Here is a 17,860-nt window from a genome sequence, read left to right as displayed (position 1 = left end):
CCGCTACCGGGGCCAGGCGACGCCGAACGAGTACGAGGCGTCGTAGGTGCCGACGCTGCCGTCCGGCCGGACCGCGTAGACGCTCAGGCTGTACCAGCCGGGCGTCGGCGGGGTCCACGTGATCGTCGCGGTGCCGTCGGGACCGGCGGCGACCTCGGTGTGCGGCTCGAAGTAGTCGAACGAGTACCGGTACGCGGCGACGTCGGACCAGCCGGGCGGCGGCGTGAAGGTGAACGTGCCGGGCACGCCCTCACCGCCGTGCGGCTGACCGTCGTCCGGGTAGACCTCCGACGTGACGCCCGGCCACGGCGGGAAGTGCACCGACCAGGACCCCTCGTCCGACGTCCAACCGTTGTCGCTGCGGCTGCGCACGGTCACCCGGTGGCCGCTCTCCCGGTCGGCGCGGAACGTGACGGTGGCCGTGCCGTCCGGGCCCGCCTGGACGACCCGCGGCTCCTGCTGGTCGACCCGGTAGGTGAAGTCGACCGTGCGAGCGGCGACGTCCGCGTGCGGCGTGACCCTCAGCGTCACGTCCTGGCCGAACCGGGGCGGCCCGCCCACGACGGACACCCCGGGACCGCTGCCCGGCACGAAGACCAGGAAGGTGGCCGGCTCCGAGTCGCGGCCCGCCGCGTCGACGGACCGGACCCGCAGCCTGACCGGTCCGGAACCGGACGGGGTGAGGTCCACGGTGGCCGTGCCGCCGGGCCGGTCGGCGCGGACGGTGTTCCGCTCGGCGAACCGATCGGGGCAGATCAGCCGGTCCAGCTCGCCGAACGTGCAGCCGGGCACGGAGAACTCGCCCCAGGTCCACTCGAAACCGGCCACGTCCGGGTCGCCGCCACCGTCGAAGGTGAACACACCCGGCTCGCCCACCGGGGCCCAGCCGGACCCGTCGAGCGGGTAGTTGGCGGACGTCACCGCGGGCGTGGGAGGGTCGGCGGCGTCGGCGGTGAAGTGGCACGGCGGCGACCACGCCGACGTGTCGACGCCGTCGGTGACCCTGGCCTGCCACGAGTAGGTGCGCCCGTCGGTGACCAGGTCCGCCGGGAACTGCGCCCGCGCCACCCGCGTGGTCTCGGCCGGCACCCGCTGCTCGGTCCGCGCCGCCGGGTCGTCCTGCGCCCACAGCGCGAAGTCGACCGCGAGCCCGGAGCCGAACCGCTGGTCGTCCGGGTCGAGGTCCGCGGGCAGCGCTTCGAGCGTGACGAAGTGCTGGTTCAGCCTCGGGTACGGGGCGGTGGTGGCGCAGGCCAGGCCACCGTGGTAGCGGTGCTGGTCCACGAGGGACGGAACCCGGTTGTGCTCCACGGTCAGCGCCGCGCCGTGGTACCCGGAGAGCGTGCGGCCGTAGGTCGCGTCCCGCTCGTACCGCCAGGGCACCTTGACCTCCAGCGTGGCCCTGGGCCTGCCCCGCTCGACGGCGTCGCGCACGACCGCCGCCACGTCGAACGACGGGTGGGCGACGCACAGGCTGGTGGAGGTGACGTCGTCCACCCACCGCCGCCGCTCCGGAGCGTTCGCCCAGGTCGGGTCGGCGGTGGCGGTCTCCGTTTCCCACACCTCGATCGCCCGCTTGGCGCAGTCGGCGGTCGTGCTCTCCTGCAAGCGCAGCGTGGCGGCACTGATCCGCGCGCCCGCGAACGCGGTGACGTCGAACGTCAGGTACACGCGGGACACGTGCGGCCGGCCGTCCGCCTCGGACCTGCCCAACGGCACGTCCTGACCGCTCCACGCGAACGCGGTGTGCGGCGCGGCGGAGTCCGTGTGGGATGCGAGCACGGGACTGAGCCGGCTGTGGTGCGGCGCGGCGGTCGCGGTCGCGGGCAACGCGGAGAGCGCGACGACGACCGCCCCGCCGAGCGCGAGCAGGGATCTTCGCTTGACCATGGGTCTCCCTCGGGGTGCGGTGGCCGAACCCGTCGCGGGTCGACCGCGGCCATCCTCGCGCACGCCGCCGCTTTCGACCGGGGCGTTTTTTCGCGGCCCCCGCGCTCGGAGGCCGGACCGGCACGTCCGGGAGGATTCCCAGGGCACCCCTGGACATCCGCCGCACCAACGGCCGACCGGCCGGTCCGAGCGTCAACGGCACGGTCCCCCACGCCGGCGTGGCGTTCGACAACACCGCAGTACGGCGCGGTCGACGCCGCCCAGGGCAACTCCCCCGTCCTCCAGCGACATGTTCGGCGATTGGCGCGAAGAGGTCCTTCACACCAACGGCAGCCTCAACGAGCTGATCAATCCGGCGTGGGGAGCGAGCGACCTGGGCCAGGGCATTCACCGGACCGGGTGATGACGATCCGACCCGGGTGCTCTCCGTCCACTGTGGCCCGCTCGTGGCACGGGCTCAGCCGCCGACCGCAGCCCGGGGCCGCCACCGCTTCCAGCGCGCCGTCGCCTCGGCACGGTTCTTGCCGTCCCACACGAGCGAGACGTCCACGGTCATCTCCGCCTCGGACGACGCCGTGACCACGGCCCGCAGCTCCACCGGTTCGGTCAGCGGCGCCGGCCTCAGGTAGCGGACGTCCAGGCCGGCGGTCACGTAGGACAGGGCGGCGTCCCCGAGCGGCTCCCACCCCCGCTGCTCGGCCTCCAGCATCACGGCGGCGGCGCTGTGGCAGTCCAGGAGCGTGCAGATGATGCCGCCGTTGAGGAAGCCCAGGCCGTTGTCGTGCGCAGGCCACGGCGTGAACGTCGCGGTCACCAGCCCGTCCTGCGCCGGGTAGCTGCGCAGTCGCAGCCCATCGGGATTGCCGTGGCCGCAGCCGAAGCACGGCAGGGTCGGGTACAGGCGCTCCTGGATGCTGGTCACAACGTCCACAATAGGCGGACGACGTGGTGCGACGGTGTCCCGGTACCGGTGGACGCGCCCCGGTGCCGGGCTTGCGGCGGCGGTCGATCCAGCCCGCTCCCCGCCCGACCGACCGGTGCCGCCGGTGATCAACCGAACCAGCCGGGCACGTCGACCGGGAAACCGGCGTCGGGCACGACCGTGCGCAGGGACGACTCCAGCCGCGCGACACCGTCCGCGCCCAGGCGCTCCACCCACCGGGCCCGCAGCTCGTCGAAGACCTCCGCCGCCCGGGCCAGTGAGTCGAGCCCGCGGGGGGTGAGCCGGATCAGCTTGCACCGACCGTCGCCGGGGTCGTCGACGCGTTCCACGTAGCCGAGCGCCTCGAGCCGGTCCACGGTCTTGCCGGCGGCCTGCTTCGAGACGCCGAGGCGTCGTCCGATCTCGGTGGCGGTCGCGCCGCGCACGCCGATCGCCTGCATCGCGAACCCGTACGCGGGCCGCAGGTCGGGGTGCCCGCGCACGGCCAGCTCGGCGTGCAGCTGGTCGATCAGCGACCGGAAACCGGCGAACAGCAGCAGCGGCAGCTCGAAGCCCGGCGGCTCGGCGGCACCCCGAACGGGCCGGTCAGGCATCACGGCCCTCCCGGCACTCGACAAACTCGACAACCCGGTTTACGGTTTCGACAACCACGTTGACGACTTTACCGGAGGTCCCCCGTGTTCACCCAGCACACGCTCGACACCGCACCCGCCGGCTCGCGCCGGTTCATGGAGTCCACGGCCGCGCACCTCGGCCACCTGCCCCCGGCCGTGGCGCTGCTCGCCGAGTCCCCCGAGATGCTCGGCGGCTTCCTGCACGCCAGCGGGTTGTTCGAGAAGAGCACGCTCGACCCGCTCGCCCGGGAAGTGGTGGTGATGACCATCGCCACCCGCAACGACTGCCGGGTCTGCGTCGCCATGCACACCGGCCGGCTGCGCGACCTGGACGCCGCACCGGAGCAGATCACCGCCCTGCGGGCGGGTGAACCCCTGGCGGATCCGCGGCTGGAGGCGGTGCGCCGCTTCACCCTCCGCGTGCTCGCCACCGCGGGCGAGGTGCCGGAGGACGAGCTGGCGGAGTTCCTGGACGCGGGCTTCACCACCCGCAACGCGCTGGAGGTGGTGCTCGGCATCGGCACGTACACGATGTCCACCCTGGGCAACCGTCTGGTGCGCGCCTGACCGCGCACCGACCCGGTGCCGTCGACCGCGGTCGGAGGTCGCCGGGACATCCCGCTGCCGCTGTCCACCCTGGACCACCCGCCGGGCGAGGACCGGTGCGGTTGCGACGTCGCGGCCGACGGCCTCGGGCGACCGGCGGGTACGCCGGCGTTCCGCCGCGCCGTGCGCGCCGACACGGTCGGGGGGACGCTCCACGGTGACCTGCGGCTCACCGCCCGGGTGCGGCAGGACGAGTGCGCCCCCGACCACGTCGGCGCAACGCTGTCCGGCAGCCTCGCCCAGCCGTTCTACGCCGACCACGCCGACCTGAACGCGACCGAGGTGGAGGACACCGCCGTGCCCGTGGCCGACCTCCTCGTGCCCGAGGTGATCGCGGTCGGCGGCGGGGTCGACGGCGACGCGCCGGGTGAGCGACCGGTCGCCGGACCGCCGGTGCCGGCGGTCTGACACCGCGACGCGGTCGGCAGCGGCCGGGCGTCACACCCTTGACACCGCCGCGTGCTTCCTCGCACACTATGACCGCTCCGATGTTAACGCAAACATCGCGGGCTCTTCACCCGCCGGAGCGCCGTCGACGCAAGTCGGCGGCGGTGCCGCGCCGGGCAACTGCCGATGGGCCGTCGGCGTTCTCGCCCTGCGGCGCGCCGTCGTGACGACGCTTGGCCGCCGCCCGCGTCACGACCACCGGCGCATCGTCGGCATCCCGAGGAGATCAACGATGAACTCTTCACCCTCCCGCGGGGCACGCCGCGCCGCGCCACCGAGCGTCGGCCGCGAGGCGACCACCCCCGGGCAGTCCACTTCGGACAGATAAACCCGCGCCGCCCTCTTCCAGCACCCCGCACGGCATCGACGTCGGTCGCGGCTGCGCAGCGGCCCCCGTTCCACCGACCCGGGGAGATCACCCGTGAACAGACACCCGAACGTCAGGCACTGGCCGGCCCGGCTCGGCCTGGCCGCGCTCACGGTCGCCGGCACCGCCGTGGCCGTCGCACCTCCCGCACAGGCCGCGTCCGGCTACGTCTACACGACGTTCACGGGCGACGCCGCCGCCGACCAGCAGCTCTGGGTCTACTCGTCGACCGACGGCACCAACTTCAGCGTGCTGGCCGACACGCATCACCGCGGCCCGTCCGGGCGTGCTGCGCGACCCGGGTGTCATCCGGCACAACGGGCTTTACTACATCGCCCACACCGTCCAGTCGTGGACCACGAACTCGACGCACTTCACCATCGCCTCCAGCCCCGACCTCGTCAACTGGACGCACGTGGCGGCCGTGAACTCCGGCGTCGCCACCACCCGGTTCACCCGGGCGCCCGAGTTCTACGTCGAGGGCGGCACCGTCCGGGTCGTCGTGAGCATCGCGCAGACCACGTGCTCCGAGTGCTTCCGCCCCTCCGTCTTCACCGCCCGGAACAGCGCGTTGACGTCCTGGGACGGGCCGGTGCAGATGGGTGGCCTCGGTTACAACCACATCGACACCTACGTGGTGAAGTCCGGCAGCACGTACCACGCCTTCGCCGAGAACGAGACCTCCAAGTACGTCGAGCACTGGACCAGCGCGAGCCTCACCAGCGGGTGGAGCAACCGGGGCCGGCTGTGGAGCTCGGGCTACGAGGGCCCGGCCGTGCTGCGCACGGCCGACGGCTCCTGGCGCATCTGGGTCGACAAGTACACCGACGGCGGCATCTGGACGGCCACCAGCTCGAACCTCGACCCCTGGTCCGGTCTGGCTCGGATCACCTGCCCGGGCTGCCGCCACGGCACGATCCTGCCGGTGGCCGACGTGCCCGGCTCGGCGCCCGCCCACCGGGTGACCAACCGCAACAGCGGCCGGGTCATGGACGTCGTCTCCGCCTCCACCGCGGACAACGCCGAGGTCAAGCAGTGGACGTGGAACGGCGGAGGCAACCAGGAGTGGGGGTTCCAGGACGCGGGCGACGGCTACGTCCGCGTCGTCAACCAGAACAGCGGCAAGTGCCTGGACGTGGCGAGCGCCTCCACCGCCGACGGGGCCAACGTCATCCAGTACGCCTGCGGCGGCGGTGCCAACCAGCAGTGGCAGTGGCAGGCCGTCGGCAGCTACTTCCGGCTCGTCGCGCGGCACAGCGGCGAGTACCTCGACGTCGTCGGCTCCGGCATCGGTGACGGCGCCGACATCCAGCAGTACACCTGCGGCAGCGGCGCCAACCCGCAGTGGAGCCGCGCGCAGGCCTGAGCCCGGTCCGGAACGAGCGATGGGACACACCCTGATGACACCAATCCTCCGATCACTGGTCGCCCTGGTGGTGACCGCGTTCACCGCGGCGGCGAGCCTCGTCGCCCTCGCGGCGCCCGCCAGTGCCGCCACCAGCCAGTTCCGGGGCATGAACTGGGCCGTGCTGGGCGACAACTTCAGCACCGGCACGCTCGTCGTGCAGGGCCTGAGCATCTCCGACAGCAACGCCACCGTGCGCGCCAAGGCCAACGCGCTCTACGACGACATGTCCGCCACCATGGGCGTCAACACCGTGCGCCTGCCCGTCAACACGCACACCGTGGCCAACACGACGTGGTGGAACGCCTACCGCGGCGCGATCGACGCCGCCACCGAACGCGGGTTCAAGGTCATCCTCGCCTACTGGGAGGACGGCGCGGCCTCCGGCGGCCGGATCACCAACCTCGCCGCGTGGAACACGATGTGGTCCAGCGTGACCAACACCTACGGCTCGAACCCCAACGTCTACTTCGAGCCGATGAACGAGCCGCACGGGTACTCCTCGGCGGAGTGGCGCACCGTCGCGGCGAACTGGCTGAGCTACCACACCTCCGCGGTGCCCGGCCGGGTGCTCATCGGCGGCACCGGTTTCAGCCAGGACCTGCGTGACATCTGCAACGACAGCCGCTTCAACTCCACGCTGCTGTCGTTCCACCACTACGCCTTCTTCTACGGCAACATGACCTACGACCAGTTCCGCGGCCACATCCAGACGCGGCTGGGCAACTGCGCCTCCCGCGCGGTGGCGACCGAGTTCGGCGCGCCGATGTCCACCGGCCTGAACTACGGCGACGCCAACAGCACCGACAACTTCGTCCGCCACATCCGCGCCATGGCGCAGGTCATGCGGGACAACCGGATGGGCGGCACCTACTGGCCCGCCCTCGGCGGCAAGCCCGGCACCATCGGCTACGACTGGTACTCGATGTACGCGCTGAGCGGCAGCGGCACCGACCTCAACCTGACCATCCGCAACACCTCCGGCGCCGACCGGATCCGGTACGCCTGGGGCGACGGCTCCACGAACCCGCCGGCCACCTACTACCGGGTCGACGTGCGCCACAGCGGCAAGGCGATGGACGTCCAGCAGCCCAACACCGACAACGGCGCCCGCGTCGGCCAGTACACCTACAGCGGCAACGCGTGGCAGCAATGGGAGTTCCAGGACGCGGGCAGCGGCTACTGGCGGCTGGTCAGCCGGCACAGCGGCAAGTGCCTCGACGTGGTGAGCGCGTCCACCGCCGACGGCGCCGAGCTCGTCCAGTACACCTGCGGCAGCGGCACGAACCAGCAGTTCCAGATGGTCGCCAACGGCAGCTGGTTCCAGCTCCGGGCACGGCACAGCGGCAAGTGCGTGGACGTGCCGGCCGCCTCGACCGCCGACGGCGCGATCCTCAAGCAGTACACGTGCAACACCGGCACCAACCAGCAGTGGTCGCGCACGGCCGTCTGACGGTCGTGCGTACGTGACCGCGCCCCGGCGCCGGGCCTCGTGCCCGGCGCCGGGGGTCCGGCTCAGACCGAGTAGCCGAGGACGCCCTCGACGACCTGGCCCTCGCAGTTGGCGTCGGGCGAGTCGAAGTGGTTGCCGTTGGCCGCCACGCGGCAGCGGTGGATCGGGTGGTTCGCGCCGGACGCCGGGGCGTCGAGCAGGTAGCCGATCACGCCGACGACCGCGGTGCCCTCGCAGTTGGCCGCGGGCGAGGTCATGTAGTCCCAGCCGCGCACGAGGCACTGGTAGATCGGGTGGGTGCCGGGGGCGGCGGCCGTGGCGACGGCGCCGATCCCGCCTTCGAGGGCGTAACCGGCGGGCGCGGACGTGGCGCTGGCGTGGTCGCTGCCCTTGCGGTAGCGGTTGAGCGCGACCTTGCCGGGTGGCTGGGTGCCGCCGTTGTCGACGAACAGCAGGCGGTTGGGCGAGCCCGTGCCCGGGTTCTGCACCACGTTCGGCGTGGCCGCGTTCAGGATCGCCGCGCTGACCTGGGCCGGCGTGGCGCCGGGGTCGGCCGCCAGGTGCAGCGCCGCGACGCCCGCGACGTGCGGGGACGCCATCGACGTCCCGCTGATCGTGTTGGTCGCGGTGTCACTGGTCGCCCAGGCGCTGGTGATGCCGACGCCGGGCGCGAACAGGTCGGTGCAGGTGCCCCAGTTGGAGAAGCTCGCGCGGGCGTCGTTGCGGTCGGAGGCGTTGACGGTCAGCGCCGCCGCGACGCGGGCCGGGGAGTAACCGCACGCGTCGGCGTTGGAGTTGCCGGCGGCCACCGCGTAGGTGACGCCGGAGGCGATGGAGTTGGCGACCGCGGTGTCCAGCGCGGGCTGCGCGCCGCCGCCGAGGCTCATGTTGGCCACGGCCGGGCCGGACCGGTTCGCGGTCACCCAGTCGACGCCCGCGACGACGCCGGCCGTGGTGCCGGACCCGGCGCAGTTGAGCACCTTGACCGCCACCAGCCTGACCGCCTTGGCCACGCCGTGCGCCGCGCCGCCGACCGTGCCGGCGACGTGCGTGCCGTGGCCGTGGCAGTCGGAGTCGTTGCCGTCACCGCTGGTGTTGGCGCCCCACGTGGCCCGGCCGCCGAAGTCGGCGTGCGTGGTGCGGATGCCCGTGTCGATGATGTACGCGGTGACGTTCGACGCCGTGGTGGGGTAGGTGTAGGAGTTGTCCAGCGGCAGGTTCCGCTGGTCGATGCGGTCCAGGCCCCAGGAGGGCGTGGGGCTCTGCGTGGCGGCGGCGGTGACCACGACGTCCTGCTGCACGAGCGCGACGCGGGGGTCGCCCGCGATCTTCGCGGCCTGCTTCGCGGTCGCGGTGACGGCGAAGCCGTTCAGCGCGTGGGTCCACACGTCGCGGATCTGGCCGCCGTGCGCGTCGACGACCGAGGTGGCCGCCACGCCGTCGTGGAGCACGACGACGTAGCTGCCCGGGACGGCCTCGGCCCCGGCGACGGTGACGACGGCTCCGGTGGTGTCGGCGGACGCGGTCGGGGTGAGCGCGGTCGCGGCCGCGACGACGGCCGTCGTGACGAGTGCCAGCGTGGTGGGTCTGGGACGTGATCTCAACGCTGCCCTCCTGAGGCATCGGGGGTGGATCACGGACCGGCCAGACGGTACGGAGGGACCGCGCCCGGGCGCACCGGTCGGGCGCGGGAAGCGGCTGAACAGCGCGCGAATTCACCTGAGCAGCCGCACCGGCCCCCATCCCTACGGTCGCAGGATCACGCCGACCTTGCGCCGACCGCCGCGCCAAGCCGCACTTCTTCGGCGTCAGGGCCCGCCCGATCCACCGACGGTGACCGTTGTGGGGCAAGAAGTTCGGAGGTCCGCACCGCCCGCTCGTCCGGTCCGCTGGCGGCGCTGGGCCAGCACGGTGACATCGGGGTGGCGTCCGGCGGCGGCGGTGGCACTCTGGGCCGTTGTCCGGCCGATGGCGCCCGGACGCCGCCCCGGGAGAACGTATGCGACGGCTGCTCGCGATCCTGTTCGCACTGGCGCTGGTCCCGCTGGTGCCGATCCCGCCGACCGCCTCGGCGCAGTCGTGGTCCGGGCCGGCGTCGACGATCGCCAACCGCAACGGCCGCAAGGTCATCCAGCTCTGCGACCAGGGCGGTCCGTGCCGCACCACGACCCCGTTCTTCATGGCGCTGAACTCGCAGAGCGTCCCGGTCGGCAACGGCGACTGGTCGTACTTCGACTACCAGGCGCGGCTCGCGGCGGCCAACACGGCGGCGGCGGACATGAACGTCGCGCCCATGCTGCAGGTGCACCTGATGAGCACCAGCGACGCGTTCATCGACCAGTTGGCGGGCAAGCTGAACGCGCTCAACCCCCGGCCGTACCTGATGGTCCGGATGTACCTGCAGGACGCGCCCGCGTTCGGCCGTGAAGCCGTCAGGATGAAGGACCTCCAGGGCAACGTGCGGGACGACACCAACGGCGCGGGCCACCCGTGGTCGCTCAACGAGGCGTGGCTCGCCTACCAGGAGGAGCAGATCTCCCGAGTGCTGACGCGCATGGACACCCGCTACCCCGGGCGGGTGATGGGTGTGCTCATCGCGTACGCCAACGGTGGCGAGTGGTTCCACCGGCCGTACGGCTACGACGACACCGCCGGGAAGATGCTGGACTGGGGCGACCCGAGGCTGTGCGGCCCGGTGCCCGGCGCGGCACCGAGGTGCGGCATGTTCCCGTGGACCAACGACTCCGGTTCCCAGCCCGGCGCGATCGGCCGCCACCACTTCTACCTGGGCGACTACTCGGCCAGTGCCGAAGCGGGCTTCTGCTCGTGGCCCGGGCTGCCCGCGAGCCTGCTCCCCCGGTGCCGGACGGCCACCCCGACCGAGCGCAACAACGCCGTCCCCGGCCAGGTCCCCCCGGTCTCCGGCGCGTCGCGCGGCACGATCCTGGACCCGGCGGACCCCGACTCGTTGCGCGCGGCCAAGCACAACCAGTACCACTCGTCGCGCACGGTGTCCGCGATCACCCGACTGCTCGCCAAGGCCAAGCAGGTCACCGGCAACCGCGTGCTGACCGCGGCCTTCTACGGCTACCAGTACGGGCTGGGCACCGAACTGCCCGTCAGCGGGCACAACGACCTCGCGACCCTGGTCGGCAGCCCGAGCGTGGACATCATCAGCGGCCCCTACTCCTACCGCGAGAGCCGCCTGCTCGCCCACGGGTTCGTGCAGCAGGGCATCACCGACACGATGAGGCTGTCCAACAAGCTGTGGATGGACGAGGACGACACCCGCACGTTCCTCGCCTGCGAGGTGAGCTGCCGGCCCGTCCCGTTCCAGACCGTCACCAACCTCTGGGACAGCATCCGGGTGCTGCGCCGCAACCTGATCGCGGCGGGCATCGGCGGCCGGGCCGTGCACATGCTCGACCTGCAGGGCGTCGGCTGGTTCGGCCGGCCCGACCGGGCGGGCGACTCGGAGGCGCTGTGGGCCAACCTCCAGTCGGTGTTCCGCGCCGTCGACAAGATCCGGCACGGCGGCGCGAACGCCTATCGACCGCAGGTGGCGGTGTTCGTGGACGACGTGTCGCCCAACTACCAGGCCGCGCTCACGCCGGCCGGCGAGAACTCGTACGGGTTCGCGGGCGACCAGCTGCCCAACCTCGTGGAGGACCTGACCCGGCTGGGCACGCCCGTCCGGCACTACCTGCTCAGCGACCTGGCCAAGGGCAACCTCGACCTGAGCGCGATCAAGCTCGCCGTGCTGCCCAACGCGTACGTCGTGCCGTCCGCCGTGCGCTCGGCGATCACCACGAAGCTCAAGACGCCCGGCCGGACCGTGCTGACCCTCTACGCCGCCGGGTACGTGCAGGACGACCAGGCCGCCTCGACCGCGTCGATGGCCGCGCTCACGGGCATCACCGTCGCCAAGGGCTCGGGCACGCCCGCGCTGACCCAGAACTACTCGTTCGTCGGCCAGACCGGCGGTCCCGGCTACCCGCTGACGCCGTGGTTCACCGTCACCGACCCGGCCGCCACGACCCTGGGCACCTACCAGGTGGGCGGGGTGTCGTTGGCGCGCAAGGCGATCCCGGTCAGCGGCGGCAGCTACACCTCCGTCTACGCCGCCGCGCCCAAGCTGCCGCTCGCCGCGCTGCGCCGGATCAGCGAGGACGCCGGCGTGCACCACTTCGCGCCGGTCGGCGACTCGGTGGAGGCCGACGGCAACATGGTCGCCGTCCACGCGGGCACCACCGGCTCGAAGACCATCCGCCTGCCCGCGTCGATGCCACGCGTGTACGAGACCGCGTTGTACCCCAACGACGTCGAGGTGTGCCGAAACTGCGCGCAGTTGGCGAACCAGGCGTTCAACGAGGGCGACACCCGCGTGTTCCGCTGGACCTCCCCACCGCGGGGCAACTTCGAACTGCTCACCGGCACGACGGTCGAGGGGTGGGCGGCCGACGTCGACCTGCCCGCCACTTCGTCGGCGGTGGCCGTGTACCGGGGCGGACCGGCGGGTGCCGGCACCTACCTGGGCGAGTTCCCGACGGGCACCGACCGGCCGGACGTCAACGCCTACTTCGGCATCACCGGCGTGCACGGCTTCCGCTTCACCGTGCCGAACTGCGCGCCGGGCACCCCGGTGCACGTCTACGCCGTCGACCCGGAAGGCGCGGCCGGTGACGGCAACACCTACCTGGGCGGTCGCACCTGCACCTGACGGCGGTGCCGGCGACCGTGCCCTCGCCTCCCAGGGGGAGGCGAGGGCACGGTGGTGGCAGTGCGGTGGTCGTCGGAGCACCCACTGCCGGTCCCGGGGCTACTTCGACGGGGCGGTCGGCCCGGTGCCGCCGGCGCGGGCGGTGTCGAAGCGGCGGGTGACGTCGGCCCAGTTCACCAGCGACCAGAGCTTCTGCACGTAGTCCGGGCGCACGTTGCGGTACTGCAGGTAGTAGGCGTGCTCCCACGCGTCGAAGACCAGGACCGGGGTGGTGTTCATGCCGACGTTGCCGTGGTGGTCGTAGACCTGCTCGACGACCAGGCGCTGCGACAGCGGCTCCCAGGCGAGCACGCCCCAGCCCGAGCCCTGCACCAGCGTGGTCGCGGCCGAGAGCTGCTTGGCCATGGCGTCGAACGAGCCGAAGTGCTCGTCGACGGCCGCGGCCAGCTCGCCGTCGGGCCGGTCGCCGCCGTCCGGGCTCAGGTTGTCCCAGAACATCGTGTGCAGGACGTGCCCGGACAGGTTGAACGCGAAGGTCTTCTCCAAGCCCACGATGCCGGAGAAGTCCTCCTTCTCCCGGATCTCGGCCAGCCGCTCCAGGCTGTCGTTGGCCCCCTTGACGTACGCGGCGTGGTGCTTGCTGTGGTGCAGCTCGAGGATCTCCCCGGTGATCGCGGGTTCGAGGGCCGCGTAGTCGTAGGGCAGGTCGGGCAGCACGTACTGGATCATGAGGCGCTCCGGGACTCCGTGGTGGCTTATTGCCACTCTGTAGCAAGAACCACTTTATGGCAACTATTGATCCGAGTGCGGGTTGCCACGGGTGGGTGATCCGGCCTGCACGACTCCGAACGCAGCCGTGCAGGCGTGTTACGTTCGCCGGGACGTGCACCGCCACGTCCACAGCCGCCGGAGGGCGTGCGGTCGCGCGAGTGGTTCCCTGCTACCGCTGAGGAGTCCCATGAGCTTCCCCTCCGGTGTCGGACGAACGATCGCGCGGCGCCTCACGGCCGCCCTGGGCGTCGCCGCGCTCCTGCTCCCCGCGCAGCCCGCCCTCGCCGCCGAGCGGGCCGCACCCGACGAGTGCGGGTTCTCCACCCTGGGACGGACCGGCCTGCGCGCCGCCGACCCGAGCGTGATCCGCGTCGGCGGCACCTACATCGCGGCCCAGGCGGGCGGTGGCGGGATCCAGGTGCGCCAGGCCTCGTCACCGGACGGGCTGGCCGCGGCGCCCGCGCGGCTGGTGTGGCGCGACGCCGCCGACCTCGGCTCGGTGTGGGCGCCGGAGATCGTGCGCGACGGCGGCCGCTACTACATCTACTTCACCGCGGGCAACGACTCGGCGCACCGCATGTACGCGATCAGCTCCACCTCGCCGGACACCGGCTACACCCCCGCGGTCGAGCTCGCCCTGCCGGGTGACCGGTGGGCGATCGACGGCGTGCCCGTGACGTTCAACGGTCAGCGCTACTTCATCTGGTCCGGGTGGGAGTGCACCGACAACGTCGAGCAGAACCTCTACATCGCCCGCATGGCCGACCCGCTCACGCCGGTCGGCGCGCGGTACGTCATCTCGCAGCCGCGCGAGCCGTGGGAACGGGTGGTCGGCAACCCGTTCATCAACGAGGCGCCCGAGGTCATCAAGGACCCCAACGGCCAGTTGCACGTCACGTACTCGGCCAACGGCAGTTGGAGCGAGCAGTACTGCATCGCGGACCTGCGGCTGCGCGCCGGGGGCGACCCCACCCACGTGTGGGACTGGTACAAGTCCAACGGCTGCCTGTTCGGCTCGAACCGGGCGACCATGATGACCGGGTGGGACCCGACGCTGCACGTCAACGGCCCCGGCCACCACACGTTCGTGCTGCTCGACGGCGACATCGCGACCAGCCCGCCGGCCGGGCCGAAGTTCCCGATGATGTACCACGCGGTGGCCAAGGGCACGCCGTACCACTGGGACAACCGCTACTGGTACACCGGCACGTTCGTCTGGTGGGGCGACACGACCTACCGCCGCGCGAACGTCCCGGGCCCCACGTCCGACACCGGGTGGGGCCTGAAGTTCTTCGAGTGACCCGCCGAGGGCCGGCCGCGGCGGACCGTCAGCCGGTCCCCTCGGCCAGCTCCCGGGCCTCCGGCGGCTCCTGGCCCAGGCCGTGCAGCCAGGGCCGGTGGTCGGGCGGCTGGTAGACCATCGGCGAGCCGACGAACCGGTGCAGGACGTCCGGCTCGCCCGCGGATCCGCTCAGGGCGTGCACCACCGCGGCCAGTCGCCGTGCCCGGTCGTCGTCGTCGGCCACCGCGAGCCCGCGCCGCGACAGCGGTGGCCGGGAGCCGTCGATCAGGTAGGCCAGCACGGCGATGCGCAGGTCCACCTCGGCGGCCACGCCATGACCCCAGGTCTCCTCGTGCAGGTCCCACGCACCGGTCAGCACGTCCTTGGCCTGCTCGTACCGACCGACCTCGGCGTGAGCGGCGGACAGCTCCACGATCGCCCACACCGCCCGGTCGTGGTCGCCTGCCGCGCGGTGCAGGTGCGCGGCGGCCAGGAACAGCTCGGCGGCCTCGGCGTCGGAGCCTTGGGCACGCGCGGCCCGCGCGCCGAAGAACGCGGCCAGCCCGGCGTTGCCGAAGTTCCGGTCCTGTTCGTAGAGCTCCGCGGCGGCGCGCCAGAGGGCCGGGGCGCCGGGACCGCTCGACGCCCGTGCTTCCTCGTAGGCGATGTCGGCGCGCAGCCTCGTCGGCGTGCGGGCATCCGCCAGGGAGTGGGCCACCGCGACCCAGCGCCGGGCGGCGTCGAAGTCGCCCAGGCGGATGGCGAGCCGGGTGTTGTTGATCGCCACCGGCAGCGCGGTGGCGTTGCGGTGGACCGTGCGCAACGCGGTGACCGACCGGTCGCCGGCCGCCAGCGCGGCGGTCAGGTCCGACCGGGCCTCGTGGTGCGCGGCCAGCTCGTGCGCGATCCGGCCGACCAGGTCCCAGAGCCGGGCGTCGGCCGCGATGCGCTCGGCGGTGGTGAACGCGTCCTCCGCGGGCGGGCCGTCGAGGGTGCGCGCCAGGTCCAGGTACTCGCGGGCGGCCGCCTCGGCGTTGCCGCCGCGGTGGCGCAGCCGGGCCGCGTGCTCACGGTCGCGGCGCGCGGACTCGTCGTCGGAGTCCGCCTCGTGCACGGTGCGCAGGCCGTCGGTCAGGTCACCGGCCAGGTCGAACCACTCCTCGCGCTCGGCCAGGTCGCGCGCGGCCACCAGCGGGGTCGGGTCCAGGCGCAGCGCGAGGTCGGGTTCCGCGCCGGACCGCAGGTCGTCGCGCAGCCTGGTCAGCAGCCGCCGGCGGAACCGGGCCACGGCCTCGGGCGGCTCCTCCTCGGCCAACCGCTCCCGGGCGTACAGGCGCACCAGCTCGAACAGGCGGAACACCGGCTCGGGCGGGTCGGTGGGCTCTTCGTACCCGGCCACGCTGCGGTCCACGAGGCGGTAGAGGGTGAGCCGGGTGAGGTCGGGATCGCGGTTCAGGCCGCGGCCGAGGTCCTCGGCGGTCGCGGCCGAGCCCGGCGCGGCGGGCAGGTACCGGAACGCCGTGCGGCCGTCGTCGTCGAGGTGCCGGTAGCTCAGCTCGATGGCCAGGCGCATCGGCAGCACGTCGTCGTCCAGGAACGCGAGCCTGGTCCGCTCCCGCGCCAGCAGGCGGGCCACGCCGTCGACGCCGGTCTCCGGGTGGTTGGTCATCCAGGCCGCGATGAGCCGCAGCGCCATCGGCAGGTCGGCGCACGCCGCCGCGATGCGGTCCAACGCCGCGGTGCCCGCGCCGGGCCGCACGTCGGCCAGCAGCTCCACCGACGCCGAGCGGTCCAGCGGCGGCACGTGCACGACCACGTCGGCGTAGGACTGGGTCCGGTTGCGGGAGGTGACGACGACCGCGCAGCCGGGCGGTGCGGGCACCAGGGGCGCGACGTGCCGGGCGTCCAGCGCGTTGTCCAGCACCAGCAGCAGGCGGCGGCCGTCCAGCGCAGCTCTCAGGTGCTCCGCCTCCGCCCCCGGCTGCGGCGTCACGCCGAGGCTGTGGCACACCAGCCTGGCGACGTCCGCCGCCGCCCGCTTCGCGTCGTCGAGCCCGTGCAGGTCGACGTACCGGACACCGCCGGGGAACCGGTCGGCCAGCACGTGCGCCGCCTCGACGGCCACCGCCGAGACCCCCGCGCCGAGCCGGCCGGTGAGCAGCGCCGTGACCCGGCCCCGGCGCAGGAGCCGGGCGTCGAGGCGGTCGACGAGGTCGGACACCAGCGCGGTGCGGCCGACCAGCGCCGTCTCGCGCGGCGGCAGGGCCGTCATGCCCAAGGCCGTCCGGTGCAGCGGCGCCAGCGCCACGGGCAGGTCGGTGGTGCCGCCCCTCGACGCCAGGACCGCCTGGGTGGACGCCGACCGCGGCGGTGGCAGCGCGGCGACGACGGCGGAGGCCAGGCGGCGGGCGTCCGGCGTGCTCGCCCGGCCGGACAGCACCTCGCGCCGCAGCCGCACCGAGGCCGCGTCCAGGTCGGTGCGCTCGTCGGCGAGCCGGCGCACGAGCTGCCGGCGCACGGCGGCGGGCAGGTCCCGCGCGCCCGGCACGGCCTCGGTGCCGAACGCCCACCGGGCCGCCGCCTCGTCGTGACCGGGCAGGGACGGCAGCAGCACGCGCGCGTCGAGACCGCGCCGGGCCAGGTGCAGCCACAGCGCGTCGGACTCGCCCACCTCGGCCAGCGCCGCCGCGAGCACATCCGACCGGACCCCGCTCAGGGCGTCCAGGTCGAGCTGCCGCAGCAGCGGCCCGAGCTGCCCGGCGACGACGTGCGGCCCTTCGCTGCGCGGCAGGCGGGAGTCCCGCAGCGCCTCCAGCAGCACGTCCGCCGCGCCCGCCAGGTCCAGGCCGTCACCCAGCCGCACGGGCGTGCGCAGCTCCAGCCCGTACGGCAGCGCGTCGACCTGCTCCAGCACCAGCGGCACCACCCGCCGCCGACCGTCCGACCGGGCCAGCGCGATCGCGCGGGCGATCTCCTCGCGCAGGTAGACGGCCAGTTCGGTGCGCCGCGACACGAGCACGACGGTGATCGTCGACGCGCGCAGGTGCCGGTCGAGGACGACGTCCCACTCCTCGCCCGCGCGCAGCATCGAGTCCTCGAAGACGGTGGCGTGCGGCTCCAGCAACGACCGCAGCCGTTCCGCGGCGGGGCTGTCCGCGCCGGCGTGCGCCAGGAAGAAATCCCACTCCAACCCCGGTCCCCCCTCGCACGCGGCGCCCCTCGCAGTCACTGTGTCGGTCGGACAGCACCCAGCGCTACGCCTTAATGTCGGGGCGCAGCGTGCCACGTGGTTGCTAGAGTTCGCCGGCCGGCCGCGGGACTCCGGTGCGACTTCCGGAACCCGCCTGTGAAGCGACGATTCG

Annotated in this window: 12 protein-coding genes; 6 read left to right on the top strand and 6 right to left on the bottom strand. The window is 73.1% G+C overall.

Going from position 1 to position 17,860, the window contains the following annotated elements; genetic code table 11:
- Window positions 1-3 precede the first annotated feature (3 nt).
- The 3 genes from FHX81_RS38220 to FHX81_RS38210 form a co-directional block, all read right to left on the bottom strand.
- Window positions 4-1,890, bottom strand: coding sequence for a DNRLRE domain-containing protein (locus FHX81_RS38220; protein ID WP_141983309.1), 1,887 nt, complete (start codon window positions 1,888-1,890; stop codon window positions 4-6).
- A 457-nt stretch (window positions 1,891-2,347) separates the two neighbouring features.
- Window positions 2,348-2,812, bottom strand: a complete 465-nt coding sequence (locus FHX81_RS38215; RefSeq protein ID WP_246108177.1) for a PaaI family thioesterase — start codon at window positions 2,810-2,812, stop codon at window positions 2,348-2,350.
- 128 nt (window positions 2,813-2,940) lie between these two features.
- Entirely contained in the window at window positions 2,941-3,426 is a 486-nt protein-coding gene (locus FHX81_RS38210) for a MarR family winged helix-turn-helix transcriptional regulator (protein ID WP_141983307.1), read from the bottom strand.
- A gap of 84 nt (window positions 3,427-3,510) precedes the next feature.
- Between FHX81_RS38210 and FHX81_RS38205 the strand changes: the two genes are divergently transcribed.
- From FHX81_RS38205 to FHX81_RS38185, 4 genes are all read left to right on the top strand, one after another.
- Window positions 3,511-4,014 (top strand): carboxymuconolactone decarboxylase family protein, encoded by a 504-nt coding sequence (locus tag FHX81_RS38205; protein WP_141983306.1) that lies wholly within the window; start codon window positions 3,511-3,513, stop codon window positions 4,012-4,014.
- Between the two features lie 15 nt (window positions 4,015-4,029).
- Window positions 4,030-4,461 carry a hypothetical protein gene (locus FHX81_RS38200; RefSeq protein ID WP_141983305.1) on the top strand — a complete coding sequence of 144 codons (432 nt, stop codon included), beginning with the start codon at window positions 4,030-4,032 and terminating at the stop codon, window positions 4,459-4,461.
- A 692-nt stretch (window positions 4,462-5,153) separates the two neighbouring features.
- The gene (locus tag FHX81_RS41545; RefSeq protein ID WP_211363692.1) at window positions 5,154-6,233 is read left to right on the top strand and encodes an RICIN domain-containing protein; all 1,080 of its coding nucleotides are present in this window, start codon (window positions 5,154-5,156) and stop codon (window positions 6,231-6,233) included.
- Window positions 6,234-6,267: 34 nt separating this feature from the next.
- Window positions 6,268-7,725 (top strand): RICIN domain-containing protein, encoded by a 1,458-nt coding sequence (locus tag FHX81_RS38185; protein WP_246108176.1) that lies wholly within the window; start codon window positions 6,268-6,270, stop codon window positions 7,723-7,725.
- 62 nt (window positions 7,726-7,787) lie between these two features.
- Here FHX81_RS38185 and FHX81_RS38180 read toward each other — a convergent pair whose 3' ends face one another.
- On the bottom strand, window positions 7,788-9,329 hold the full coding sequence (locus tag FHX81_RS38180) for a S8 family peptidase (RefSeq protein ID WP_141983303.1): 1,542 nt from the start codon (window positions 9,327-9,329) through the stop codon (window positions 7,788-7,790).
- 395 nt (window positions 9,330-9,724) lie between these two features.
- Between FHX81_RS38180 and FHX81_RS38175 the strand changes: the two genes are divergently transcribed.
- Window positions 9,725-12,445, top strand: coding sequence for a hypothetical protein (locus FHX81_RS38175; RefSeq protein WP_141983302.1), 2,721 nt, complete (start codon window positions 9,725-9,727; stop codon window positions 12,443-12,445).
- 99 nt (window positions 12,446-12,544) lie between these two features.
- Here the strand turns inward: FHX81_RS38175 and FHX81_RS38170 are convergent, their stop codons facing one another.
- Window positions 12,545-13,174 carry a superoxide dismutase gene (locus FHX81_RS38170; RefSeq protein WP_141983301.1) on the bottom strand — a complete coding sequence of 210 codons (630 nt, stop codon included), beginning with the start codon at window positions 13,172-13,174 and terminating at the stop codon, window positions 12,545-12,547.
- 229 nt (window positions 13,175-13,403) lie between these two features.
- Between FHX81_RS38170 and FHX81_RS38165 the strand changes: the two genes are divergently transcribed.
- Window positions 13,404-14,516: a glycoside hydrolase family 43 protein gene (locus tag FHX81_RS38165; protein WP_141983300.1), complete on the top strand. Its 1,113-nt coding sequence runs from the start codon at window positions 13,404-13,406 to the stop codon at window positions 14,514-14,516.
- Window positions 14,517-14,544: 28 nt separating this feature from the next.
- Here FHX81_RS38165 and FHX81_RS41540 read toward each other — a convergent pair whose 3' ends face one another.
- Window positions 14,545-17,688, bottom strand: coding sequence for a toll/interleukin-1 receptor domain-containing protein (locus FHX81_RS41540; RefSeq protein ID WP_211363691.1), 3,144 nt, complete (start codon window positions 17,686-17,688; stop codon window positions 14,545-14,547).
- Between the last annotated feature and the right edge of the window lie 172 nt (window positions 17,689-17,860).

Origin of the sequence: Saccharothrix saharensis, assembly GCF_006716745.1 — a bacterium.
GTDB classification, from domain to species: Bacteria; Actinomycetota; Actinomycetes; order Mycobacteriales; family Pseudonocardiaceae; genus Actinosynnema; species Actinosynnema saharense.
Note: the sequence above shows the minus strand (reverse complement) of the source record. Positions and strands in the feature narration are given on the sequence as shown.

Coding starts and splice junctions, on each gene's coding strand:
- FHX81_RS38220 (WP_141983309.1), bottom strand. CDS start 1,890: ATGGTCAAGCGAAGATCCCTGCTCGCGCTCGGCGGGGCGGTCGTCGTC.
- FHX81_RS38210 (WP_141983307.1), bottom strand. CDS start 3,426: ATGCCTGACCGGCCCGTTCGGGGTGCCGCCGAGCCGCCGGGCTTCGAG.
- FHX81_RS38185 (WP_246108176.1), top strand. CDS start 6,268: ATGACACCAATCCTCCGATCACTGGTCGCCCTGGTGGTGACCGCGTTC.
- FHX81_RS38175 (WP_141983302.1), top strand. CDS start 9,725: ATGCGACGGCTGCTCGCGATCCTGTTCGCACTGGCGCTGGTCCCGCTG.
- FHX81_RS38170 (WP_141983301.1), bottom strand. CDS start 13,174: ATGATCCAGTACGTGCTGCCCGACCTGCCCTACGACTACGCGGCCCTC.
- FHX81_RS38165 (WP_141983300.1), top strand. CDS start 13,404: ATGAGCTTCCCCTCCGGTGTCGGACGAACGATCGCGCGGCGCCTCACG.